Origin of the sequence: Nocardioides panacisoli, assembly GCF_019448235.1 — a bacterium.
Classification (GTDB): Bacteria; Actinomycetota; Actinomycetes; order Propionibacteriales; family Nocardioidaceae; genus Nocardioides; species Nocardioides panacisoli_A.
The window spans coordinates 3,139,353-3,160,796 of record NZ_CP080409.1 but is presented as its reverse complement, the minus strand read 5'-3'; the positions used below and the strand labels follow the sequence as shown (position 1 = coordinate 3,160,796).

Here is a 21,444-nt window from a genome sequence, read left to right as displayed (position 1 = left end):
TCAGCCCTCGGCGGGGCGCTTGAAGTAGGCGATGTCGTTGCCGCCCTCGCCGCCCATGATGGCGACGAGCTCCCAGCCGTCCTCGCCGAAGTTGTTCAGGATCTGCGTGGCGGCGTGGTTCAACACCGGCGCCACCTGGTACTCCCACTTGGTCATGGTCCGCAGCCTACTCACGCGAGACGGCGTGGCCCATGTCACGGGTTGTGCGACGATGCCGCCCGTGAACCTCGACAACGCCGTGTGGCTGCTCACCGGCCTGGCGGCCGTCGTCGTCCTCCTCACCCGGATGCGGCTCTCCTCGGAGCAGTCGCAGGCGGGCAGCGCGCGTGTCCCCCTCGGCGTGGTCAACGCCCACACCGCCGTCGGCGTCGTGGCACTGGTCGCGTGGATCGCCTACCTCACCGCCCCGGGCGGGACCCTCGGCGCGGTCGCACTCCTCGCCTGGTGGGTGGAGGTGGTCATCGGCATCCTGATCCTGGCCCGGTGGCAGTCCGCCTCGGGCGCGCACGCCCGGGCCACGACCGGCGACAGCTGGGGCGACGGGCCGGCGCTGTCGATCCTGGGGCACGTGGGCATGCTGCTCGGCGTGTGCTTCTTCACCTGGGTCGTGCTGGCGGACAAGCTCGCGTGAGCGGGCGGCCGCTCCGCGGCGTCCAGCACGCACCGCAAAGCCGGTGGCCGTGCCGTGCGATCGCTAGGCTGCCCGGGTGAGTGATTGGTCGCGGGTGAAGCTCCACGTGGTCACCGGCAAGGGGGGCACCGGCAAGTCGACGGTCGCCGCGTCGTTGGCGCTCGCCCTCGCCAGGGCGGGCACGAACGTGCTGTTGTGCGAGGTGGAGGGTCGGCAGGGCATCGCGCGGATGTTCGACGTCGACCCGTTGCCCTACGAGGAGCGCCGGCTCACCACCGGGCTCCCGGAGGAGAGCGGCCGCAAGGGCGTCGTGCACGCCCTGCACATCGACGCGGAGTCGGCGCTGCTGGAGTACCTCGCGATGTACTACCGCCTCGGCCGGGCGGGCAAGGCGCTGGACAAGTTCGGCGTGGTCGAGTTCGCGACCACCATCGCCCCCGGCGTGCGCGACGTGCTGCTCACCGGCAAGGTCTACGAGGCGGTGCAGCGCAACACGCGCAACCGGGGGGCGCAGGAGTACGACGCGGTCGTGCTCGACGCTCCCCCGACCGGTCGGATCACCCAGTTCCTCAACGTCAGCAACGAGCTGGCCGGGCTGGCGAAGGTGGGCCCCATCAAGCAGCAGTCCGACACGATGATGCAGCTGTTCCGCTCGCCGCGGACCGCGGTGCACCTGGTGACCCTGCTGGAGGAGATGCCGGTGCAGGAGACCGCCGACGCCATCGAGGAGGTCCGCGAGGTCGACATCCCGGTCGGCGGCGTCGTCGTCAACCAAGTACGCCCGCAGGACCTCACGACCGAGGAGCTCGCCGCGGCCCGCGCCGGGACGCTGGACCGCGACGCGATCGCCGGCGACCTGTCCGGTGCCGGCCTCGAGCCCGACGACGCCCTGGTCGACGGCCTGCTCAGCGAGGCGCGCAACCACGCCGACCGGCGGGCACTGGAGGACTCCCAGCGCGAGCGCATCGCGGCGCTGGACGTGCCGGCGTACGAGCTGCCGCGGCTGGCGGGCGGCGTGGACCTGGGCGGGCTCTACGAGCTCGCGTCGACGATGCGGGAGCAGGGACTGGCATGAGCAGGAGCAGGAGCCGCGTGGGGCCGACCACGACGCAGTCGGCCGGACCGCTCGACGTCGACGCGCTGCTGGACGACCGCGACACCGGCATCATCGTGTGCTGCGGCTCCGGCGGGGTCGGCAAGACCACCACCTCGGCCGCGCTCGCACTGCGGGCGGCCGAGCGGGGCCGCAAGGTCGTCGTCCTGACCATCGACCCGGCGCGCCGGCTCGCGCAGTCGATGGGCATTGAGGAGCTGGACAACACCCCGCGGCCGGTGCAGGGGGTCGCGACGGACGCGACCGACGGCGAGTCCGGCCGGCTGGACGCGATGATGCTGGACATGAAGCGCACCTTCGACGAGGTGGTGGAGTCCCAGGCCAGCCCGGAGAAGGCGCAGCAGATCCTGGACAACCCCTTCTACGTCGCCCTGTCGAGCTCGTTCGCGGGCACGCAGGAGTACATGGCGATGGAGAAGCTCGGCCAGATCCACCGCGAGGCGCAACGCAGCGGCGACTACGACCTGATCGTGGTGGACACCCCGCCGTCGCGGTCCGCGCTGGACTTCCTCGACGCCCCCGAACGGCTGTCGAGCTTCCTCGACGGCCGCTTCATCCGGCTGATGCTGGCCCCGGCCCGCGGCCCCGCGCGGCTGATGACGGCGGGCTTCGGGCTGGTCACCGGCGCACTGACCAAGGTGCTGGGCGCCCAGGTGCTGCGGGACCTGCAGACCTTCGTCGCCGCCCTCGACACCGTCTTCGGTGGGTTCCGCCAACGCGCGCAGAAGACCTACTCGTTGCTGCAGGCCGACGGGACGGCGTTCCTGGTGGTGGCGGCCCCGGAGCCGGACGCACTGCGGGAGGCGGCGTACTTCGTGGAGCGGCTCAGCGAGGACGAGATGCCGTTGGCGGGCCTCGTCGTCAACCGCGCGAACCCACAGCCGGCGAGCGCCCTGGAGGCCGAGGACGCGCTGGCCGCGGCGGGCCGGTTGCGGCGTGAGGACCCGGCATCGCTGACGGCGGGACTGCTGCGGCTGCACGCCGACCAGGTGCAGTCGGTGACCCGCGAGCGGGCGCTGCGGGAGCGGTTCGCGACCGCCCACCCCCAGGTCCCCCGGGCCGTCGTGCCCGCGCTCGCCGGGGACGTGCACGACCTGGCCGGCCTCCGCGAGGTCGGCGACCTGTTGGCCGACCAGGCCTGACGGCGAGGCAGGCGCGCGGCTCCGTACGATGCCTCGGGTGACTGCCGCCGCCTCCGCCGATGCCGTCTTCGTGCCCGGGGACGGTCCCGGCACCTTCCTCCCGACCGAGTACGCCCGCGGCCCCTGGAGTGCCGACGCCCAGCACGGCGGCGCACCGGCGGCCCTGCTCGCGCACTGCGTGGAGCAGGAGGCCGGCGAGGGCCACCGGCTCGCACGGCTGACGGTGGAGTTCCTCCGCCCCGTGCCGCTCACTGCGCTGCAGCTCACGGTCACCGGCCGCGCCGGCCGCAGCGCCGGTCGCTGGGAGGCCACGGTCACCAGCGAGGGCGCCACGGTCGCGACCGCGCGAGCGGTCACCGTCGCGGTGCCGGACCAGCCGCTGGACGTGCCGACGCTCGCTCACGAGGACCCACCGCCGGTGGCACTGGCCGAGGACCTGCCCCGCTTCCGCATCCCGGGGATGCCGGACTACCCGTCCTTCTACGCCGACGCGATGGCGCCACGCGTGGCTGCGGGCACCGTCGACGAGCCGGGCGAGGCGACCGCCTGGTTCGGCTTCCGGCTCCCGCTGCTCGCCGGTGCGGACACCCGACCGGCGTCGCTGGCCGCGGCGACCGCGGACTTCTGCAACGGGCTGAGCTGGGTGCTCCCACTGGAGGAGTACCTCTTCAGCAACGCCGACGTCAGCGTGAACCTCTGGCGCGCGCCGATCGGCGCGCACGTCGGCCTGGCCGCCCGGACGACGATCGGTCCCGAGGGCACCGGCGTCGCCACCGGCCAGCTCTTCGACACGACCGGCGTGATCGGGCAGGCCAGCCAGACCCTCGTCGTACGCCGCCGCTGAGCCGAGCCGAGGGGAATTCGCCTCGGGTCAGGCAGCGGCCGACCTCCGGATCAGGAGGCGACGAGCTCGCGGCGAGCGGTCTCGAACAGCTCGCGGAACGAGGTCGCCGGCCGACGACGCAGCAGCGCACGCCGCTCGCGCTCGGTCATGCCACCCCACACGCCCCACTCGATGCGGTTGTCCAGCGCCTCCGCGAGGCACTCGGTCACCACCGGGCAGCTGGCGCAGATCTTCTTGGCCTGGTTCTGCGCGGCCCCGCGGACGAAGAGGTCGTCGGGCCCCTTGGTGCGGCAGGCGGCGCGGTTGGTCCAGTCGTCATCCCACATGTTCGTCCCCATCCGATTCCGATTCCCGCCCCCAACGCGGGCTTCGATGGGTCAACGCTAGTGACCGTTTCGGAGGGGAGGGACGCCTCAACGGTGGCGGCGCACTAGTCATTAGTGACTAGACGTGGTCGCTGGTCGTCGCGCGACGGAATCGGTCCTCTCAGGAAGTTCCCGTAATCTGAGGCGCATGGCACGATCCGACGCCGACAAGCTCCCCGCAGGCAAGATCGCCTCCCACCTCGGTGTGATGGCGCTGGTCTCTGCGGTGCTCGGCGTCGTGGTCTCGGGCCTGGCGATCCCCTTCGCCGGCGTGGCCGGCCTCTCGGCCCGCAGCATCGCGGGCACCGCCGAGGACCTGCCGCAGGAGCTCGAGACCGACCTGCTCGCCCAGCGCACCATCCTGGAGGACCGCGCGGGCAACACCATCGCCACGATCTATGACCAGAACCGGATCGTCATCCCGCTCAAGCAGATCTCCAAGCAGATGGTCAAGGCGCTGCTCGCGGTCGAGGACTACCGGTTCTACCAGCACGGCGCCCTGGACCTGAAGGGCACGCTGCGCGCCCTGGTGACCAACCAGGCCGCCGACGAGGTCGTCCAGGGTGGCTCCTCGATCACCCAGCAGCTGGTGAAGCAGACGCTGGTCAACCAGGCCGACGGCGACGAGGAGGCCATCGCCCGGGCCACCGACGAGTCCTACGCGCGCAAGATCCGCGAGCTGCGCTACGCGATCGCGCTGGAGAAGAAGTACTCCAAGGACTGGATCCTCGAGCGCTACCTCAACACCGTCTACTTCGGCGACGGCGCGTACGGCGTGCAGTCGGCCGCCAAGCACTTCTTCAACGTCGATGCCAAGGACCTCAACCGCAAGCAGGCCGCCACCCTGGCCGGTCTGGTGCAGAGCCCCGAGGCGCTGAACCCGACGTCGTACCCCGAGCGCGCCAAGGAGCGCCGCGACGTGGTGCTGCGCCGGATGGCCTCCCTCGGCGCGGCCCCCGAGAAGCGGGTGGAGCAGCTGCAGGGCAAGGGCCTGGGCCTGGACGTGCAGGCCATGCCCAACGGCTGCGACGACTCCGTGGCCACCTGGTACTGCGAGTACGCGATCGAGTACCTCCTCAACGACCGCGCACTCGGCGAGACCAAGGAGGACCGTCGGCGCCTGATCCGCACCGGCGGCCTGCGCATCCAGACCGCGATCGACACCCGGATGCAGCGCTCGGCGCAGCAGGCGGTCGCCAACAACGTCAACTCCAGCGACACCGCACTGGGAGCGATGGCGCTGGTCGAGCCCGGCACCGGTGAGGTCAAGGCGCTCGCCCAGTCCCGCCCCCAGGGCGACGGTCCCGGCCAGACCTACCTCAACTACACGGTGCCCAAGCAGTTCGGCAACGCCAACGGCTTCCAGCCGGGCTCGACCTTCAAGGTCTTCGTGCTCGCCGCCGCCATCAACCAGGGCATCCCGCTCAACCGCCGGATCTCCGCCGCCGAGCCCGCCACGGTGCAGCTGAACTCGTTCAAGACCTGCGAGGGCAACTACCGCAGCAGCGAGACCTGGAGCCCCGGCAACTCGACGAACTCCAGCGCCACCCCGGACCTCTACGAGGGCACGCAGAACTCGGTCAACACCTTCTTCGTGCGCCTCGAGCAGGAGGTCGGCATCTGCCAGCCGTGGCGCCTGGCCCGCCAGATGGGCATCCGCACCCTCGACAAGGGCGACCAGATCCCCTCCTTCACCCTCGGCGTCGCCGACGTCAGCCCGTTGGACATGGCCGGCGCCTACGCGACCTTCGCCGCGCGTGGCATCAACTGCAACCCGCGCCCGGTGCTGAAGATCTCCGACGCGAACGGCAACCAGCTCAAGTCCTACGACAAGAGCTGCAAGCGGGTCTTCGACGAGGAGGTCGGCGACGCGGTCAACGACGTGCTCCGCGGCGTCATCGAGCCCGGTGGCTTCGGCGCGCCGCTGACGCCGGGCCAGCCGGCCGCCGGCAAGACCGGGACGACCAGCGACAACAAGGCCGTCTGGTTCTCCGGCTACACCCCCAACATGGCCGGTGCGGCCGTGGTGGCCGGCGTCAACAACGACACCGGGCGTCAGATCACCCTGGACGGCCAGACCATCGGTGGCGTCTTCCGCACCACGACCGCCGGCTCGACCACCGCCGGCCCGATCTGGGGCGAGACCTTCCAGGGCATCTCGGGGATCCTCGACGACGAGGACTTCGTGCAGCCCACCGACAAGATCATCAACGGCGAGCAGGGCACCGTGCCCAACGTCAGCGGCGACAGCATCGCCTCCGCCCGCGGCCAGCTCGAGGACGCCGGCTACAACCCCGTCGTCGGCGACGAGCGCAACTCCAACGTCTCCGAGGGCCTGGTCGCCTACTCCTCGCCCGGCGGCGGTGCCACCTACGGCAAGGGCCTCACCGTCTACATCTACCCCTCCACCGGCTTCGTGCCGCCCCCGCCGAAGAAGAAGAACAACAACGGCGGCAACAACGGCGGCGGCAACGGTGGCGGCCGCGGGAACGGCGGCAACAACGGCGGCGGCAACGGTGGCGGAGGCCGCGGCAACAACTAGCGCCCGGGTGCCGAGTCGGCGTGAACTCGGCCGAGTTCACGCCGACTCGCCCCGGTGGCTCGGTCCGGTCCGCTCAGCCGAGCTGGCGGCGTACCTCCGCGGCGACGGCGGCACCGTCGGCCCGTCCCGCCACCTTCGGCTGCACCGCGCCCATGACGCGGCCCATGGCCTTCATGCCGTCCTCGGCGACGCCCAGCTCGGCGATCGTCGTGCTCACGACCTCGGCGATGGCCGCCTCGTCGAGCTGCTCGGGCAGGTACTCGGCGATGACCGCCGCCTCGGCCCGCTCCTTCTCCGCACTCTCGGCGCGACCGCCCTCCTCGAAGGCGAGCGCCGCCTCGCGGCGGCCCTTGGCCTCCTTGGTGAGCACCTGGGTGACCTCCTCGTCACTGAGCTCGCGCGCGGTGTCACCGGCCACCTCGGCCTTGCTGAGTGCGGTCAGCACCATCCGCAGCGTCGAGGCGCGCGCCTTGTCCCGCGCCTTCATCGCAGCGGTGAGGTCGGTGCGCAGCTGATCCTTGAGAGTGCCCATGGCGGCAAGGGTATGTCGCACCGTGTGGCAGCCTTGCCACGTGCCCTTCCTCTCGATTCCGCGCGTGCTCGGCGCCGGTGCGGCCTCCGGCGCCGCGGTGACGGCGTACGCCGCATGGGAGGCGCGGCAGTACACCCTGCGGCGCTACGAGCTGCCCCTGCTCCCGGCCGGCATGCGGCCGCTGCGGGTGCTCCAGCTCAGCGACCTCCACCTTGTGCCGGGGCAGCGTGCCAAGCAGGACTGGGTACGCCGCCTGGGCGACCTGGCGCCCGACCTCGTCATCGACACCGGGGACAACCTCGCCCACCGCGACGCGGTGCCGGCGGTGCTGGACTGCTTCGCGCCGCTGCTGGACCGGCCGGGCGTCTTCGTGCACGGCTCCAACGACTACTTCTCCCCCGGCTTGCGCAACCCGCTGGCCTACCTGCTGCCCGACGACGGCAAGCGCCGCACGGACCTGCCGCCGCTGCCGTGGGGCGACCTGAGCGACGGCTTCCGCGCCGCCGGGTGGCACGACCTGACGAACCGTCGCGAGACGGTGCGGGTCGGCGAGACCTCGATCGCGTTCGCCGGTGTCGACGACCCGCACCTGGGCTACGACGACCTCCCCGCGGTGGCGGGACAGGCGGATCGGACGGCCGACGTCCGGCTCGGGATCACGCACGCGCCGTACCTCCGGGTGCTGGACCAGTACGCCGCCGACGGCTACGAGGCGATCATTGCCGGCCACACCCACGGCGGCCAGGTGTGCCTGCCCGGCGGCCGTGCCCTCACCACCAACTGCGACCTCGAGCCGGAGCGGGCGCGGGGACTGCACCGGCACCCCGCGGACTCGATGCCGGGCGAGCCGGGTTCGGCGTGGCTGCACGTCTCGGCGGGCCTCGGCACGCACCCCCAGATCCGGTTGCGTCTGGCCTGCCGACCCGAGGCAACGCTGCTCACGCTGCTCCCGCGGGACTGACCGACCTCGATTGCGGGACCGCCCGACGGCTCGGGTATGCTCCCGTACTCGAGAGCCTCCCGGAGTGGGGGCTCTCATCGGGCTGTAGCGCAGCTTGGTAGCGCGCCTCGTTCGGGACGAGGAGGCCGCAGGTTCAAATCCTGTCAGCCCGACCACGTGATGTCTCGCGACATCGTGAACCCGGCGGACCGAGCGGTACGCCGGGTTCGGTCGTTCTCGGCCCGCTTCGGTGCGCGGTCGCTCAGTCCTCGTGGGCTCCGGATCCGGCGTGGCCCTCGTCGGGGACGTCGCAGACCAGCGGCGGGCCGGCCACCGCACAGTGGTTGAGGTGGTGGCGAGCGGTGGCCGTGGGGCCGGCCACCGGTGCCGCGGCGTACGGCTCACCCCTGCCACCCTCGGCGACGAGCGCGTCGGCACGGACACTCACCAACGCCAGCACCCCACCGACCAGCAGCACCACGGCGGCCACCAGCATCGCCCGGTCGAAGGCGGTGTCGAAGACGTCGGGGTCGGCGTAGTCGGCCCCCGTGAGCCCGACGAGCACCGGGATCACCGCGACGGCCGCCAGGCCACCGGTCCGGGCGACCGCGTTGTTGACCCCGGAGGCCAGCCCGGCGTGGCGCTCGGGCACCACCGCGAGTGCCGTGGCCGTCAGCGGTGCCACCATCACCGCCAGGCCGAGCCCGAACAGCAGCACCGGCGGGAGGACCTCGCGGACGTAGCGAGCGTCGGCATCGATGCCCAGCATCCACACCAGCGCGGCGGCGCAGACGACCGGGCCCGCCGCCATCTGCAGTCGCGGCCCGATCCGGCTGGCGAGCTCGCCCGACCGTGCGGAGAGCGCCAGCATCACCAGCGTGACGGGCAGCAGCGCCGCGCCCGCGGCCACGGGCCCGAAGCCCGAGACCACCTGCAGCTGCACGACCAGCAGGAAGAACACCACCCCCAGGGCACCGTAGACCACGAACGTCACCGCGTTGACGGCGCCGAACTGCCGCGAGGCGAGGATGGAGGGCGGCAGGACGGGGTGCGACGTCCGCCGCTCCAGCAGCCAGAACGCCGCCCCCGCCAGCAGGCCCACCGCCAGCGCCAGTCCGACCGCGGCCGTGACGCCCTGCTCGCCGCCACCGATCGCGGCGTAGGTCAGGCCGGCGAGTGCGGTCGCGGCCAGCGCGGACCCGGCCCAGTCGATCCCGCCGGTGTCCTCGCTGTCGCGGCTCTCAGGCACGTGGCTCCACAGCACCCACAGCACCACCAGCGCGAGCGGCACGTTGATCAGGAACACCCACCGCCACGACACGCTCGCCACCAGCCAGCCGCCCAGGAACGGCCCGATCGCGGTCGCCACCCCACCCAGCCCCGACCACGCACCGATCGCCCGGCCGCGGTCATCCGCTGCGAAGCTCGCCTGCAGGATGGCCAGGCTCGCCGGCGTCAACAGCGCGCCGCCCACCCCCTGCAGCACCCGGGCGGCGACCAGGAGCTCGGCGTTCGGGGCGATGCCGCACAGCACCGACGCGACGGCGAACCACGCCACACCGACCGCGAACACGCGCCGCCGACCGAAGCGGTCCCCCAGCGTGCCCCCGAGCAGGATGAACGACGCCAACGTCAGGGCGTAGCCGCTCACGACCCACTGAAGCACTGCGAAGTCGGCGTCGAGGTCCTCGCCGAGCGCCGGGAGCGCCACGTTGACGACGGTGGCGTCCACCCCGGCCATGCCCGAGCCGAGGACGGCCGCGGCCAGCACCCACCGCCCCTCGGTCGTGCCCCACCGGATCGGGGCGGAGGTCGCCACCACGGGTCGATTCGACCACGCCGGACCCCCGTCGACAACCGCGGTGACGCTGCCCGCGGAGTGGCTCATGACCGCACCGTGGCGAGGGGTCCATGACACACTGCTCCTCATGTCAGACGAGCAGGACAAGCTGAAGGTCAGCTTGGAGCCACCGAAGCTGTTCGGTCGTAAGAAGAAGTCCGGTCGGGGCGACGACACCGGATCCGCGTCCGAGCACCCGGAGCCTGCTCCGACCGCCGAGGAGCCCACGACCGAGGCCGAGGACGCTCCCACCGAGGCACCGGCGCCGGCGGAGGCCGCCGCTGGCGAGGACGAGCCCGAGCACACCGCCCACACCGACCACGCAGCCTTCGCGCCCCCGGAGACCGCCGAGGTCCCGACGGCGGACCCTGCGGAGGCCGAGGACGCCGACGCGCCGGTCGAGAGCCGGCCGGAGAGTCGTCCGTCATCGGCACCGGCCGCACAGGAGACCAGCGTGCTGCCGCCCGTGGCCGACGACGAGCCGATCATCGACGAGATCGAGACCGGTCTCGACGAGGACGAGGACGACTTGGCGCCGGTGGCCGCCGCCCCGGCAGCGGCCGCGTCCGGCCCGTCGCTCCTGCAGCGGGTCCGCGACCGGGTCGGCGACCTGGTGCGCAACGACGGCGACGACAGTGACGGTGGAAGCAGCGGCGGCCCGGCGTCACCGGGCTCCGACGAGGACGACTCCTCGACGACCGCCGTGCCGATGCTCGACCACTACCCCGCCGCGGTCCTCACCGGAGCCATCGTCGGCCTGGGCATGGTCGTGCTGACCTGGCTCTCGCTGCGCGGCTGCGAGGCCATCCGCGGCACCGCGACGTGTGGCGGGGGGCCCGGCTTCCTGCTGCTGGTGGCGATGTTCATCGTGAGCGTGATGCTCGGCAGCGCCATCCTGAAGAGCTTCGACGTGCCCGACCCCGGCAGCAGCAGTTTCCTCGCCGTCGGCCTGGTCGCCGTCGTCGCGCTGCTGCTGCTCATCGACGTGCTCGACCACTGGTCGTCGCTGGTGGTGATCCCCGTCGTCACCGTCGGGGCGTACGCCCTCTCGGTCTTCGTCACCAAGACCTTCGTCGAACCGGAGAGTTAGCCACCCGGGTCGAGTCGGCGCCAACTCGGCCCACAATTGCGTCGAGTCGGCGCGAACTCGTCGAGTTCGCGCCGACTCGGCACGTGGGTGGCTCAGCGAGCCGCGGCGATGATCTCCGCGAGCTGGACCGTGTTGAGCGCAGCGCCCTTGCGCAGGTTGTCACCGGCGACGAACAGCGCCAGGCCACGGTCGTCGGGGACGCCCGGGTCCTGCCGGAGCCGGCCGACGTACGACGGGTCGTTGCCCGCCGCCTGCAGCGGCGTCGGGATGTCCGCGAGCTCCACGCCCGGGGCCGCCTCGAGCAGCTCGCGGGCCCGGTCGGGGGTCATCGCCTCGGAGAACTCGGCGTTGATCGCCAACGCGTGTCCGGTGAACACCGGGACCCGCACGCAGATGCCCGACACCGGCAGCTCCGGGATGCCGAGGATCTTGCGGGACTCGTTGCGGAGCTTCTGCTCCTCGTCGGTCTCACCGGTGCCGTCGTCGACGATCGAACCGGCCATCGGCAGCGCGTTGAACGCGATCGGCCGCTCGTAGACCTGCGGCTCGGGGAAGGACACCGCCGACCCGTCGTAGGCCAGCTCGCGCGCCTTGTCACCCGCGGCCTCGACCCCACCGGCCAGCTCCTCGACGCCGGCGATGCCGGAGCCGGAGACGGCCTGGTAGGTCGCGGCGATCAGCCGCACCAGGCCGGCCGCGTCGTGCAGCGGCTTGAGCACCGGCATGGCGGCCATCGTGGTGCAGTTCGGGTTGGCGATGATGCCCTGCCCGGCCGCGATGACCTCGTCCATGGCATCGGGGTTGACCTCGGAGACCACCAGCGGGATCTCGGGGTCCTTGCGGAAGGCCGAGGAGTTGTCGACCACGATCACGCCGGCCTCGGCGAACTTCGGCGCCAGCGCGCGGGAGGTCGCCCCGCCCGCGGAGAACAGCGCGATGTCCAGGCCGGTCGGGTCCGCCGTCGAGGCGTCCTCGACGGTGACCTCGCGGTCACCGAACTGCAGCACCTTGCCCGCGGAGCGCGCCGAGGAGAAGAAGCGGACCTCGTCGATGGGGAAGTCACGCTCGAGCAGGATCTGTCGCATCGCGACGCCCACCTGGCCGGTGGCGCCCACGACTCCCAGGTTCACCATGTCGCTCGCCTCCCGATCAGCGGCCGGTGCCGCCGTAGACGACGGCCTCGACCTGGTCGGCATCGAGCTCGAACGCCGTGTGCACGGCGGCGACGGCGGCATCCACCTCGGTCTCGGACACGACGACCGAGACACGGATCTCGGAGGTCGAGATCATCTCGATGTTGACGCCCGCGTCGGCCACGGCCTTGAAGACCTTCGCCGAGATGCCCGGGTGGGAGCGCATGCCGGCGCCGACCAGCGACACCTTGCCGACCTTGTCGTCGTAGGTGAGGGAGTCGTACTCGATCTCGGCCTTGATGCCCTCGAGGGCGGAGGTGGCCTTCTTGCCGTCCGCCCCGGGGAGGGTGAAGGAGATGTCGGTCTTGTTGGTGCTGGCCGCGGAGACGTTCTGCACGATCATGTCGATGTTGATCTGCGCGTCGGCCAGGACCTCGAAGATGCGGGCGGCCGTGCCGACCTTGTCGGGTACGCCGACAACGGTGATCTTGGCCTCGCTGCGGTCGTGGGCCACGCCCGCGATGATCGGTGCTTCCATGGTTCTCTCCTGTTCGAGCCGGGCCTCGTCATCGATGCTGCCGGCGACCGTGGTGCCCTTCAGCTCACTGAAGGACGAGCGAACGTGGATCGGGAGGAAGTGGCGGCGGGCGTACTCCACCGACCGCAGGTGCAGGACCTTCGCGCCGTTGGCAGCGAGCTCGAGCATTTCCTCGAAGGTGACGGTGTCGAGCTTCTTCGCGCTCGGCACGATGCGCGGGTCGGCCGTGAAGACGCCGTCGACGTCGGTGTAGATCTCGCACACGTCGGCGTCCAGCGCGGCGGCCAGCGCCACGGCGGTGGTGTCGGTGCCGCCACGACCCAGGGTGGTGATCTCCTTGGTGTCCTGGCTGACGCCCTGGAAGCCGGCGACGATGACGATGTGCCCGTCGCCGATGGCCTCGGTGATGCGACCGGGCGTGACGTCGATGATCTTCGCCTCGCCGTGCATCGAGTCGGTGATGACACCGGCCTGGGAGCCGGTGAAGGACCGGGCGGTGTAGCCCAGGTCGGCGATGGCCATCGCCACGAGCGCCATCGAGATGCGCTCACCGGAGGTCAGCAGCATGTCGAGTTCACGCGCCGGCGGCATCGGGCTCACCTGGTCGGCGAGGTCGAGCAGCTCATCGGTGCTGTCACCCATCGCGGAGACGGCGACGACGACATCATTGCCGGCCTTCTTGGCCTCGGTGATGCGGCGCGCCACCCGCTTGATCGCATCGGCGTCCGACAGCGACGAACCGCCGTACTTCTGTACGACTATGCCCACGGGGGCTCAACTCCTGAAGTTGATCGGGAAGAGTGTTCCGAACCCATCCCAGCACAACTGGGACGCGAACCCCATTCTAGGGAGCCGTCACGCCTCCGGGGAGGTGGCGTCCAGCACAGCCTCCGCGGCGTCGATCTGGTCCTGCTCGGAGGCGTTGTCGACGTCGAGGCGGTCGTGGGAGACCACCGAGTGCAGCGCCTTCTGCACCGCACTGGCCAGCGACCCCCAGTTGGAGACGTAGGAGAACTGCCACCACCACATGGCCTCGTCCACGTCGCCGGCGCGGTGGTGGCGCATGCCGTTCTCCAGGTCCGCCGCGATGGCGGTCAGGTCGTCGGCGAGGCTGCTCACCACCAGCTCGGGCTGGTAGGGGTCGAGCACGTGGCTGTAGACGTCGGCGTTGCCCAGCAGCTCACCGAGCTGCATGCGGACGTCGTCGAAGTCGGCATCGGGTCCCACGTCGGGCTGGAACTCCCCCAGCGGCGTGATGTCGCGCTGGGCACCCAACCGCGCACCCGCCAGCGACACCTGGCTGACCTGGAGCAGCAGCAGCGAGACCGCCTCGTTGCCGGTCGCCTCACGGGTGATGGCGGTGAGTGCGTCGAGGAAGGCCTGGAAGGAGGCGGCCAGGTCGTCGGCGAGGCGGACGTTCTGCGCCTCGACCTCGACCATGGCGCGCAGCGCGGCGTGGGCCGGGAACTCCCCCGTCGGCGTCTCGGAGCGATCGCTGATCATGTCGCCGCCTGCCTTCCCACGAATGCGCGTCCCAGGGTGACCTCGTCGGCGTACTCCAGGTCACCGCCTACGGGCAGTCCACTCGCCAAACGGGTCACGCGCAACCCCATCGGCTCCAACATGCGCGTGAGATAGGTCGCGGTGGCCTCGCCCTCGAGGTTGGGGTCGGTGGCCAGGATCACCTCGGTGACGCTGCCGTCGCCCAGCCGCGTCAGCAGCTCACGGATGTGGAGCTGCTCGGGACCGATGCCGTCGATGGGCGAGATCGCGCCGCCCAGCACGTGGTAGCGGCCCTTGAACTCGCGGGTGCGCTCGATGGCGACGACGTCCTTGTACTCCTCGACCACGCACAGCACGCTGCCGTCGCGACGCGGGTCGGCACAGATGCGGCACTGGTCGGCCTCGGCGACGTTGAAGCAGATGCTGCAGAACTTCACCTTCGCCTTGACCTCGATCAGCACCTCGGCGAGGCGGCGTACGTCGGCCTCCTCGGACTGCAGCAGGTGGAAGGCGATGCGTTGGGCGCTCTTGGGACCGACACCGGGCAGCCGGCCGAGCTCGTCGATGAGGTCCTGGACGACCCCTTCGTACATCACTGGAAGCCCAGCGGTCCCGAGGAACCGCCGCCCTCGCCGGGCAGTCCGGGCATGCCGCCGCCGGCGAGCGGGCCCATCTTCTCGGCGGCCATCGTGTCGGCCTTGGCGCGGGCGTCGCGGTAGGCGGCGACGATCAGGTCGCTCAGGTCCGCGAGCGACTCGGCGTCGGAGCCGTCGACCTGACCGGGCTGGATCGCGACGTTCTTGAGCTCGCCGACACCGCTGACGGTCACGGTCACGGCACCGCCGGCGACCGTGCCGTCGACGGTCGCCTCCTCCAGCTCGGCCTGGGCGGCCTGCAGGCCCTCCTGCATCTGCTGGGCCTGCTGCATCAAGGCGTTGATGTCGAGGCCGCCGCCACCGCCGAGGGCGTCGAAGGGGTTCTCACTCATGGGGCACCTCTCAGGGTCCGGGTCAGTTGTTGGGTGTCTCTTCGATCATGGTGGCGCCCAGCTCGCGCTCGAGCAGGTCGCCGGTGTCCATCGACTCCACGTCGGCGTCGTCGGGCCGGACGTCGGCGTCGGGGTCCTCCGGCGGCGCCTCCTCGGCCTCGGCCGTCTGCTGGGCGATCTGCTCACGGCGCGAGAGCCGCTCCGGCTCCTCGACCGAGGTCGGCGGGGGCGGAGTCGGCGGCGGCTCGGGCGGCGGAGCCGCGGACGGGTCGGCGCCGGCGTCGTCGATGGTCTCGATGCGCCACGACGCGCCGATGACGTCGGTGATGGCCTGCTTGACCACGTCGAGGTGGCCGCCCTCGAAGCTCTGCCGGGCTCCGGTGTTGGTGAAGCCCAGCGTCAGCGTGGCGCCGTCGAAGCCGACGACCTGGGAGTGGTTGGTCAGGTGGATCCAGGTCACCCGGCGGCGCCGCTTGACCGCCTCGATGACGTCGGGCCAGAGGCGGCGTACGTCGACCAGGCTGAGGCCGTCGCCGCCGGCCGGGGCCGTGCTCGGCGCCGGGGCGGGTGCGGGGGCCGAGGTCGGCCCCGCGGGGGTCTCGACGGGCTCGACCGCCGGGGAGGGCTCGGGACTCGAGGTGGGCTCGGGCCGCACGGTGGGCTCGGCGGGGGTCTCGGCAGGCTCGACCACCGATGTGGGCTCGGGAGTCGGAGCGGACTCGGGCGTCGGGGTCGGCTCGGCCACGGGGGCGGGCTCGGCGCGCTCGGGCATGGCGCGCTCGACACGGTCGGGCTCGGGACGGTCCTGGCCGGGGATCGCGGGCTCGGCCGGGGCTGCTGCTGACGGAGTGCCGGTGATGGACACCCGGCGCTCGAGCCGGTCGAGCCGGGCCATCACACCCTCGGTGCTGTGGTCGGCGGCCGGGAGGAGCACCCGCGCGCAGATCAGCTCCAGCAGCAGTCGCGGGGCGGTGGCGCCGCGCATCTCGGTCAGGCCGGTCGCGACGAGGTCGGCCGCCCGGGTGAGCTCGGCGCGACCGAACCGGCCCGCCTGCGCGACGAGGCGCTCCCCCGCGTCGCTGGGGACGTCGATCAGGCCGGAGGCCGGCGCCTCGGGGACCGCGGCGACGATCACCAGGTCACGCAGCCGCCGGAGCAGGTCCTCGGTGAAGCGCCGGGGGTCCTGCCCGGTCTCGATGACGCGGTCCACCACGCCGAACACCGCCGCACCGTCACCGGCCGCGAAGGCGTCGACGACGTCGTCGAGCAGCGTGTCGGGGGTGTAGCCGAGGAGTCCGGTCGCGAGCTGGTGGGTGACCCCGTCGGCGCCGGCGCCGGAGAGCAGCTGGTCGAGCACCGAGAGGGTGTCGCGGGCCGACCCGCCACCGGCACGCACCACCAGCGGGATCGCGGCCGGCTCGATCGGGACGTCCTCCTTCTCGCACAGCTCGGTGAGGTAGGAGGAGAGCAACCGCGGCGGGATGAGCCGGAACGGGTAGTGGTGGGTGCGGGAGCGGATGGTCGGGATGACCTTCTCGGGCTCGGTCGTGGCGAAGATGAACCGCAGGTGGGGCGGCGGTTCCTCGACGAGCTTGAGCAGGGCGTTGAAGCCCTGCGGGGTGACCATGTGGGCCTCGTCGATGATGTAGACCTTGTAGCGGCTCTTGACCGGCGCGAAGAACGCCTTCTCCCGCAGGTCGCGCGCGTCGTCGACACCACCGTGGGACGCGGCGTCCATCTCGATCACGTCGATCGAGCCCGGTCCACCGCGGGCCAGGTCCTGGCAGCTCTCGCACTCCCCGCAGGGGTCGGCCACCGGCGCCTGCTCGCAGTTGAGTGCGCGCGCGAGGATGCGGGCGCTGGTGGTCTTGCCGCAGCCGCGGGGCCCGGAGAAGAGGTAGGCGTGGTTGACCCGGTTGCCGGCGAGCGCGGCGCGCAGCGGCTCGGTCACGTGCTCCTGCCCGATGACCTCGGCGAAGGTCTCGGGCCGGTAGCGGCGGTACAGCGCAAGCGGGGACTCCACGCATCGGAGCCTACTGACCGCCACCGACGCCCGACACCCCGAGAGGGGCGTCCACGGATGCCGCGGTCAGAGCGTGCGCCAGTGGGTGACCAGCCCGCCGGCGTCGTCGAGGACGTGCACGGCCAGGCTCGGCCCGAGGTCGTGGGTGATGGGCGCCCACCCCGCGCCCTCCTGCTCCTGGTCCAGGGTGACCGTCGAGGCCACCCCACCGCCGATCCGCAGCGGCAGGCCGGCGTACGACGTCGCCGCAGCCGTGTGGGCGTGGCCGGTCAGGACGGCCGCGACGTCCGCATGCGCCGCCAGCACGTCGGCGAGCTCGTCGGGGTCGTCGAGGCGGATCGGGTCCATCCGTCCCATGTGGAGGTCGACGGGTGGGTGGTGGAAGCAGACGATCGCGGGTTCGCCGGGTGCCCGCGCGGCCAGCTCGCGGTCCAGCCGGTCCAGGCTGGCGCGCTGCAGGTGGCCGTGGTCGATGCGGCGCCCGTCCCGGGCCGGCACCAGCGAGTCGAGCAGGCAGAACAGCACGCCGCCCACCCGGACGTACTCGTCCAACGGCTCCGCGGGCGGGTGCTCCGGCTCCCCGCGGAAGGCCGCGTAGTGCTGCCGCACGTCGTGGTTGCCCGGGCACCACAGCACGGGCGCCGGCCCCGGCCAGCCGGCGAAGACCCGGGTCGCCTCGGCGTACTCCTCCGGCGTCCCGTGGTCGGCGACGTCCCCGGTCACGACCAGCACGTCGACCGGCGGAACGAACGCGGCGAGGTGGGCGAGCACCCGCTTGCTGCGCTCGACGGCCGAGGGATCGCCGCCGAAGTGGGTGTCGGTGAGGTGGCCGATGACGAGCACCACCCCAGCGTGGCACGTCCGGAACGACAAGGCCCCCCACGTACCCGGCAGAGCATGCTTACCCTTGCTGCCTTCCGGCCCTGGGGGATTCGGCACGATGCCGCCACGTGGGGGGTTGCCCCAACTCTAGGCGAGGCGCGGCCGGCACCCCAAAGTTGGGGGGATCGGGCGTGCTCCCGTGGCACGGCGACGCGGCCCGTGCTTCACTCAGCGGATGGAGCTGCGCGAGCGGAGCCTGACCCGGCCCGACGGTCGCACCGTCGCGTGGACCGAGTACGGCGACCCCGCCGGCCAGCCGCTCCTCCGCGTCCCGGGCACCCCGGGCTCCCGTTACCCCGTCCTCGCCGACCCCACCCCGTGGGACGACCGCGACCTCTGGGTCATCAGCACCGAGCGGCCCGGCTTCGGGGCGTCCACCCGGCTGCCCGGCCGCGGCTTCAGCGAGCACGCCGACGACCTCGTCGCGATCCTCGACGAGATCGGCGTCGAGCAGGTGCCGGTGCTGGGTGGCAGCGGTGCGGCGCCGCACATCCTGTGCCTGTGCGCGCGCCATCCCGCCCGGGTCGCCGCGGCGACCATCGAGGTGGGGCTCGCACCGCCGCGCGAGGAGGAGGTCGAGGAGATGATCGAACTCAACCGGCGCGTCTTCACCGCCGCCCGGCTCGGCGACCGCGCCACCGTCGCCGAGCTCACGAGTGCGTCCCACGACGCGATGAGCGGGGACCCGCTGGCCGGCTTCCGGTCGGTCATGGATTCCGCACCGCCCGACGACCAGGCCGTGATGCGCGACGCGGGCTGGCAGGAGGCGTTCGCACGCAACGTCACCGAGGCGCTGGCCCAGGGCCCCGAGGGCTGGGTGGACGAGGCCATGGCGCTCGGCGGCGACTGGTCCGACGTCGACGTGGCGCAGGTCCACACCTCGCTGACCTGGTTCCACGCGGCCGGCGACCGCAACGCTCCGCTCGCCGCCGCCCACCGCCTGGTCGGGCAGCTGCCCTCGGCGACGCTGGTGGAGTGGCCCGCGGAGGTCGGGCACCTCTACGGCCACCGCCACGAGGGCGAGGTCCTCGACGAGCTCCTCGCCCGCTGCGGCACGTGAGGTCGGCGGCCGGAGCCGATTTCGGACGACCCGCCCGCCACAGGTAGCCTCCTCTGCGGAGGTATCGCCTAGTGGCCTATGGCGCTCGCTTGGAACGCGGGTTGGGTTAACGCCCTCGGGGGTTCGAATCCCCCTACCTCCGCCGACACCGGAGTCGTGGGATCCAGCGAGGCCACCGTCCTCGCTGGGCCCCGCGACCCGGCCACTCACAGGCGGATGCGTACGCCGGTGCTCTCCTCGCTCAGGTCCCACAGCTTCGCGGCCAGCGCCTCGTCGCGCGCCGAGCGGCTCAACCGGGCCGGGCCGATCGGGCCGCGGGACTCGCCCCGCTTCTGCGGTCCGGTGTAGGAGCCGGGCTCGCCCGCCGTGGCGGCGTACAGCGTCGGGTCCGCGCCGCGGGCGGCGGACTGGAAGACCAACGGCATCGCCAGCGGCGCGACCAGCCGCACGATCGGGTTCGCGCCCATGCCGTCGCGGGAGGCGACCAGGTTGGTGGCCGAGATCCCGGGGTGGGCGGCCGTGCTCACCAGCGGGGCCCCGGCGGCCACGCTGCGGCGGTGGAGCTCCTGGGCGAAGAGCAGGTTGGCCAGCTTGCTGTGGCCGTAGTAGCGGTTGGCGTCGTAGCCCGCTGCCGGGTTGGCCTCGACCACGTGCTCGTCGCCGGCGTGGTGGGCGATCGAGGAGACGGTGACCACGCGCGGCGCCGCCTGGGCCATCAGCGTGGGCAGCAGCAGTCCGGTCAGGGCGAAGTGGCCCAGGTGGTTGGTGCCGAACATCAACTCGTGGCCGTCCCCGGTCTCCCGGAACGCCGGCGGCCGCATGACGCCCGCGTTGTTGACCAGCAGGTCCAACGGCCCCTGCCACCGCTCGGCGAAGGCGCGCACCGAGGCCAGCGAGGAGAGGTCGAGGTGCTCGACCCGCGTCTCACCGGGCATGCCGGACCGTGCCTTCTCCCCCGCCTCGACGTTGCGGCACGCCAGCACGACGTGGGCGCCGTGGGCAGCCAGCTCGTGGGCGGTCACCTCGCCGATGCCGGCGTTGGCACCGGTCACGACGGCGGTCGTGCCGGTGAGGTCGGGCAGGTCCTTCGCAGTCCAGGCCATGGCTCTCCTTCGCGACGATTCCCGGAGACGGTACCCCCGGTGCCCCGTGCCTGCCGCCGCGACGACGGCCGCCCCGCTCAGTACTTGCCGTCGTAGGGCAGCAGCGCCATCTCGCGCGCGTTCTTGATCGCCGCGGTCACGGCGCGCTGCTGTTGCGGCGTGAGGCCGGTGACGCGGCGCGCGCGGATCTTGCCCCGGTCGGACAGGAACGTGCGCAGCAGGTCGACGTCCTTGTAGTCGACGGTCGTCACGTGGGGCGGCAGCAACGCCCGCTTGGCGCGGGCGGGACGGCGCGGACGGGGGGTCGGCTTCATCGGGTGCTCCTCGTCGGTCGGTGCGGTCGCGCGGGGCGGGTCGGTCGGTCCAGCGATGAGGACGGCGAGGCGGACCACGGCCATCCGGTGCAGCAGGCGGGGGCTCACCAGCTGGACTTCCTGATGCCGGGCAGCTCGCCGCGGTGGGCCATCTCGCGGAAGCGGATGCGTGAGGTGCCGGTCAGTCGGACGTAGCCGCGGGGACGCCCGTCCACCTGGTCCCGGTTGCGCAGCCGCGTGGGCGATGCGTCCCGCGGCAGGCGGTCGAGCGCGCGCACGGCCGCGGCGAGCTCGGGCGTCCCGGGGGCGGCGCGGCGTACGGCGTCCTTGAGTTCCGCTCGGCGGGCGGCGTACGCCGCGACCGTCCGCCGGCGACGGGCCTCGGCGGCGATCTTGCTGCGCTTGGCCATCAGCGTTCCTCCTTGAACTCGACGTGGCGCCGGACGACGGGGTCGAACTTGCGCAGCACCATCCGGTCGGGGTCGTTGCGGCGGTTCTTGCGCGTGACGTAGGTGTAGCCGGTGCCGGCGGTCGACCGCAGCTTCACGATCGGACGGACTTCGCTGCCCTTGCGCGCCATCAGAACCGCTCGCCTCGCCGCTGCAGGTCCGCCACCACGGCGTCGATGCCACGTCGGTCGATCGTCTTGATGCCGCGGGCGCTGACCCGCAGCGTGACGTGGCGCTGCAGGCGCGGCACCCAGTAGCGCTTGCGCTGGACGTTGACGTCGAAGCGGCGACGAGTGCGGCGGTGGGAGTGGGACACACGGTTGCCGAAGGCGGGGCTCGCTCCGGTGACCTGGCAGACCTGGGACACGGCGTTCCTCCTCATGGGGTACTATTGAGAATGATTCTCATTCT

24 protein-coding genes, 2 tRNA genes and 1 other RNA gene are annotated in these 21,444 nt (G+C 72.2%); 10 read left to right on the top strand and 17 right to left on the bottom strand.

The window, feature by feature from the left end:
- Positions 1-156: a DUF4177 domain-containing protein gene (locus KUV85_RS15405; RefSeq protein WP_219960772.1), complete on the bottom strand. Its 156-nt coding sequence runs from the start codon at positions 154-156 to the stop codon at positions 1-3.
- A 64-nt stretch (positions 157-220) separates the two neighbouring features.
- Between KUV85_RS15405 and KUV85_RS15400 the strand changes: the two genes are divergently transcribed.
- The 4 genes from KUV85_RS15400 (at position 221) to KUV85_RS15385 (ending at position 3,731) form a co-directional block, all read left to right on the top strand.
- Positions 221-631 (top strand): hypothetical protein, encoded by a 411-nt coding sequence (locus tag KUV85_RS15400; RefSeq protein ID WP_219960771.1) that lies wholly within the window; start codon positions 221-223, stop codon positions 629-631.
- A 76-nt stretch (positions 632-707) separates the two neighbouring features.
- On the top strand, positions 708-1,706 hold the full coding sequence (locus tag KUV85_RS15395; RefSeq protein ID WP_219960770.1) for an ArsA-related P-loop ATPase: 999 nt from the start codon (positions 708-710) through the stop codon (positions 1,704-1,706).
- Positions 1,703-2,887: an ArsA family ATPase gene (locus KUV85_RS15390; RefSeq protein ID WP_219960769.1), complete on the top strand. Its 1,185-nt coding sequence runs from the start codon at positions 1,703-1,705 to the stop codon at positions 2,885-2,887. Before KUV85_RS15395 ends, KUV85_RS15390 begins: the two co-directional genes overlap by 4 nt.
- 37 nt (positions 2,888-2,924) lie before the next feature.
- The gene (locus KUV85_RS15385; RefSeq protein ID WP_219960768.1) at positions 2,925-3,731 is read left to right on the top strand and encodes a thioesterase family protein; all 807 of its coding nucleotides are present in this window, start codon (positions 2,925-2,927) and stop codon (positions 3,729-3,731) included.
- Positions 3,732-3,781: 50 nt separating this feature from the next.
- Here KUV85_RS15385 and KUV85_RS15380 read toward each other — a convergent pair whose 3' ends face one another.
- On the bottom strand, positions 3,782-4,057 hold the full coding sequence (locus KUV85_RS15380) for a WhiB family transcriptional regulator (protein ID WP_425299366.1): 276 nt from the start codon (positions 4,055-4,057) through the stop codon (positions 3,782-3,784).
- A 187-nt stretch (positions 4,058-4,244) separates the two neighbouring features.
- Here KUV85_RS15380 and KUV85_RS15375 point away from each other — a divergent pair, with 187 nt between their 5' ends.
- Entirely contained in the window at positions 4,245-6,638 is a 2,394-nt protein-coding gene (locus tag KUV85_RS15375) for a penicillin-binding protein (RefSeq protein WP_219960766.1), read from the top strand.
- 73 nt (positions 6,639-6,711) lie between these two features.
- On the opposite strand, the gene KUV85_RS15370 is transcribed toward KUV85_RS15375, so the two are convergent.
- Positions 6,712-7,170: a GatB/YqeY domain-containing protein gene (locus KUV85_RS15370; protein ID WP_219960765.1), complete on the bottom strand. Its 459-nt coding sequence runs from the start codon at positions 7,168-7,170 to the stop codon at positions 6,712-6,714.
- Positions 7,171-7,210: 40 nt separating this feature from the next.
- On the opposite strand from KUV85_RS15370, the gene KUV85_RS15365 reads away from it, so the two are divergent.
- Both KUV85_RS15365 and KUV85_RS15360 read left to right on the top strand, forming a co-directional pair.
- Positions 7,211-8,131: a metallophosphoesterase gene (locus KUV85_RS15365; protein WP_219960764.1), complete on the top strand. Its 921-nt coding sequence runs from the start codon at positions 7,211-7,213 to the stop codon at positions 8,129-8,131.
- A 78-nt stretch (positions 8,132-8,209) separates the two neighbouring features.
- Positions 8,210-8,286, top strand: a tRNA-Pro gene (locus KUV85_RS15360).
- 86 nt (positions 8,287-8,372) lie between these two features.
- Here KUV85_RS15360 and KUV85_RS15355 read toward each other — a convergent pair.
- Positions 8,373-9,998 carry an MFS transporter gene (locus tag KUV85_RS15355; RefSeq protein ID WP_219960763.1) on the bottom strand — a complete coding sequence of 542 codons (1,626 nt, stop codon included), beginning with the start codon at positions 9,996-9,998 and terminating at the stop codon, positions 8,373-8,375.
- A 40-nt stretch (positions 9,999-10,038) separates the two neighbouring features.
- Between KUV85_RS15355 and KUV85_RS15350 the strand changes: the two genes are divergently transcribed.
- Complete coding sequence (locus KUV85_RS15350; RefSeq protein WP_219960762.1) at positions 10,039-11,040, top strand: hypothetical protein; 1,002 nt, start codon at positions 10,039-10,041, stop codon at positions 11,038-11,040.
- Between the two features lie 92 nt (positions 11,041-11,132).
- Here KUV85_RS15350 and KUV85_RS15345 read toward each other — a convergent pair whose 3' ends face one another.
- From KUV85_RS15345 to ffs, 8 genes are all read right to left on the bottom strand, one after another.
- Positions 11,133-12,173: an aspartate-semialdehyde dehydrogenase gene (locus KUV85_RS15345; protein ID WP_219960761.1), complete on the bottom strand. Its 1,041-nt coding sequence runs from the start codon at positions 12,171-12,173 to the stop codon at positions 11,133-11,135.
- A gap of 16 nt (positions 12,174-12,189) precedes the next feature.
- Positions 12,190-13,479, bottom strand: coding sequence for an aspartate kinase (locus tag KUV85_RS15340; RefSeq protein WP_219960760.1), 1,290 nt, complete (start codon positions 13,477-13,479; stop codon positions 12,190-12,192).
- An 87-nt stretch (positions 13,480-13,566) separates the two neighbouring features.
- Positions 13,567-14,214 (bottom strand): DUF5063 domain-containing protein, encoded by a 648-nt coding sequence (locus tag KUV85_RS15335; protein WP_219960759.1) that lies wholly within the window; start codon positions 14,212-14,214, stop codon positions 13,567-13,569.
- Positions 14,211-14,807: a recombination mediator RecR gene (gene recR / locus KUV85_RS15330; protein WP_219960758.1), complete on the bottom strand. Its 597-nt coding sequence runs from the start codon at positions 14,805-14,807 to the stop codon at positions 14,211-14,213. Before recR ends, KUV85_RS15335 begins: the two co-directional genes overlap by 4 nt.
- Entirely contained in the window at positions 14,807-15,202 is a 396-nt protein-coding gene (locus KUV85_RS15325) for a YbaB/EbfC family nucleoid-associated protein (protein WP_219960757.1), read from the bottom strand. Before KUV85_RS15325 ends, recR begins: the two co-directional genes overlap by 1 nt.
- Before the next feature lie 22 nt (positions 15,203-15,224).
- Positions 15,225-17,225: a DNA polymerase III subunit gamma and tau gene (locus KUV85_RS15320; RefSeq protein WP_219960756.1), complete on the bottom strand. Its 2,001-nt coding sequence runs from the start codon at positions 17,223-17,225 to the stop codon at positions 15,225-15,227.
- 66 nt (positions 17,226-17,291) lie between these two features.
- Positions 17,292-18,068: a metallophosphoesterase gene (locus tag KUV85_RS15315; protein WP_219960755.1), complete on the bottom strand. Its 777-nt coding sequence runs from the start codon at positions 18,066-18,068 to the stop codon at positions 17,292-17,294.
- Between the two features lie 22 nt (positions 18,069-18,090).
- Positions 18,091-18,188: signal recognition particle sRNA small type (ffs, locus tag KUV85_RS15310), an RNA gene on the bottom strand.
- A gap of 94 nt (positions 18,189-18,282) precedes the next feature.
- Here ffs and KUV85_RS15305 point away from each other — a divergent pair.
- Together KUV85_RS15305 and KUV85_RS15300 are read left to right on the top strand one after the other, a co-directional pair.
- Positions 18,283-19,167, top strand: coding sequence for an alpha/beta hydrolase (locus KUV85_RS15305; protein ID WP_219960754.1), 885 nt, complete (start codon positions 18,283-18,285; stop codon positions 19,165-19,167).
- A gap of 57 nt (positions 19,168-19,224) precedes the next feature.
- A tRNA-Ser gene (locus tag KUV85_RS15300) sits at positions 19,225-19,309 on the top strand.
- A gap of 64 nt (positions 19,310-19,373) precedes the next feature.
- On the opposite strand, the gene KUV85_RS15295 is transcribed toward KUV85_RS15300, so the two are convergent.
- The 5 genes from KUV85_RS15295 to rpmB all read right to left on the bottom strand — a co-directional run bounded on the left by KUV85_RS15295 (position 19,374) and on the right by rpmB (position 21,400).
- Positions 19,374-20,270, bottom strand: a complete 897-nt coding sequence (locus KUV85_RS15295) for an oxidoreductase (protein WP_219960753.1) — start codon at positions 20,268-20,270, stop codon at positions 19,374-19,376.
- Between the two features lie 77 nt (positions 20,271-20,347).
- On the bottom strand, positions 20,348-20,584 hold the full coding sequence (rpsR, locus tag KUV85_RS15290; RefSeq protein ID WP_219962926.1) for a 30S ribosomal protein S18: 237 nt from the start codon (positions 20,582-20,584) through the stop codon (positions 20,348-20,350).
- 104 nt (positions 20,585-20,688) lie between these two features.
- On the bottom strand, positions 20,689-20,994 hold the full coding sequence (rpsN, locus tag KUV85_RS15285) for a 30S ribosomal protein S14 (protein WP_219960752.1): 306 nt from the start codon (positions 20,992-20,994) through the stop codon (positions 20,689-20,691).
- Complete coding sequence (gene rpmG, locus KUV85_RS15280; protein WP_219960751.1) at positions 20,994-21,164, bottom strand: 50S ribosomal protein L33; 171 nt, start codon at positions 21,162-21,164, stop codon at positions 20,994-20,996. The genes rpsN and rpmG overlap by 1 nt, the downstream gene beginning before the upstream one ends.
- On the bottom strand, positions 21,164-21,400 hold the full coding sequence (rpmB, locus tag KUV85_RS15275; RefSeq protein ID WP_219960750.1) for a 50S ribosomal protein L28: 237 nt from the start codon (positions 21,398-21,400) through the stop codon (positions 21,164-21,166). The genes rpmG and rpmB overlap by 1 nt, the downstream gene beginning before the upstream one ends.
- Positions 21,401-21,444 lie beyond the last annotated feature (44 nt).

What these genes read in the sequence shown, in the direction of transcription:
- KUV85_RS15405 (WP_219960772.1), bottom strand. Translation starts at nt 156, where the DNA reads ATGACCAAGTGGGAGTACCAGGTGGCGCCGGTGTTGAACCACGCCGCC.
- KUV85_RS15305 (WP_219960754.1), top strand. Translation starts at nt 18,283, where the DNA reads ATGGAGCTGCGCGAGCGGAGCCTGACCCGGCCCGACGGTCGCACCGTC.
- KUV85_RS15335 (WP_219960759.1), bottom strand. Translation starts at nt 14,214, where the DNA reads ATGATCAGCGATCGCTCCGAGACGCCGACGGGGGAGTTCCCGGCCCAC.
- KUV85_RS15390 (WP_219960769.1), top strand. Translation starts at nt 1,703, where the DNA reads ATGAGCAGGAGCAGGAGCCGCGTGGGGCCGACCACGACGCAGTCGGCC.
- KUV85_RS15380 (WP_425299366.1), bottom strand. Translation starts at nt 4,057, where the DNA reads ATGTGGGATGACGACTGGACCAACCGCGCCGCCTGCCGCACCAAGGGG.
- KUV85_RS15345 (WP_219960761.1), bottom strand. Translation starts at nt 12,173, where the DNA reads ATGGTGAACCTGGGAGTCGTGGGCGCCACCGGCCAGGTGGGCGTCGCG.
- rpsN (WP_219960752.1), bottom strand. Translation starts at nt 20,994, where the DNA reads ATGGCCAAGCGCAGCAAGATCGCCGCCGAGGCCCGTCGCCGGCGGACG.
- rpmG (WP_219960751.1), bottom strand. Translation starts at nt 21,164, where the DNA reads ATGGCGCGCAAGGGCAGCGAAGTCCGTCCGATCGTGAAGCTGCGGTCG.
- KUV85_RS15325 (WP_219960757.1), bottom strand. Translation starts at nt 15,202, where the DNA reads ATGAGTGAGAACCCCTTCGACGCCCTCGGCGGTGGCGGCGGCCTCGAC.
- KUV85_RS15295 (WP_219960753.1), bottom strand. Translation starts at nt 20,270, where the DNA reads ATGGCCTGGACTGCGAAGGACCTGCCCGACCTCACCGGCACGACCGCC.
- KUV85_RS15370 (WP_219960765.1), bottom strand. Translation starts at nt 7,170, where the DNA reads ATGGGCACTCTCAAGGATCAGCTGCGCACCGACCTCACCGCTGCGATG.
- rpsR (WP_219962926.1), bottom strand. Translation starts at nt 20,584, where the DNA reads ATGAAGCCGACCCCCCGTCCGCGCCGTCCCGCCCGCGCCAAGCGGGCG.
- recR (WP_219960758.1), bottom strand. Translation starts at nt 14,807, where the DNA reads ATGTACGAAGGGGTCGTCCAGGACCTCATCGACGAGCTCGGCCGGCTG.
- KUV85_RS15375 (WP_219960766.1), top strand. Translation starts at nt 4,245, where the DNA reads ATGGCACGATCCGACGCCGACAAGCTCCCCGCAGGCAAGATCGCCTCC.
- KUV85_RS15355 (WP_219960763.1), bottom strand. Translation starts at nt 9,998, where the DNA reads ATGAGCCACTCCGCGGGCAGCGTCACCGCGGTTGTCGACGGGGGTCCG.
- KUV85_RS15350 (WP_219960762.1), top strand. Translation starts at nt 10,039, where the DNA reads ATGTCAGACGAGCAGGACAAGCTGAAGGTCAGCTTGGAGCCACCGAAG.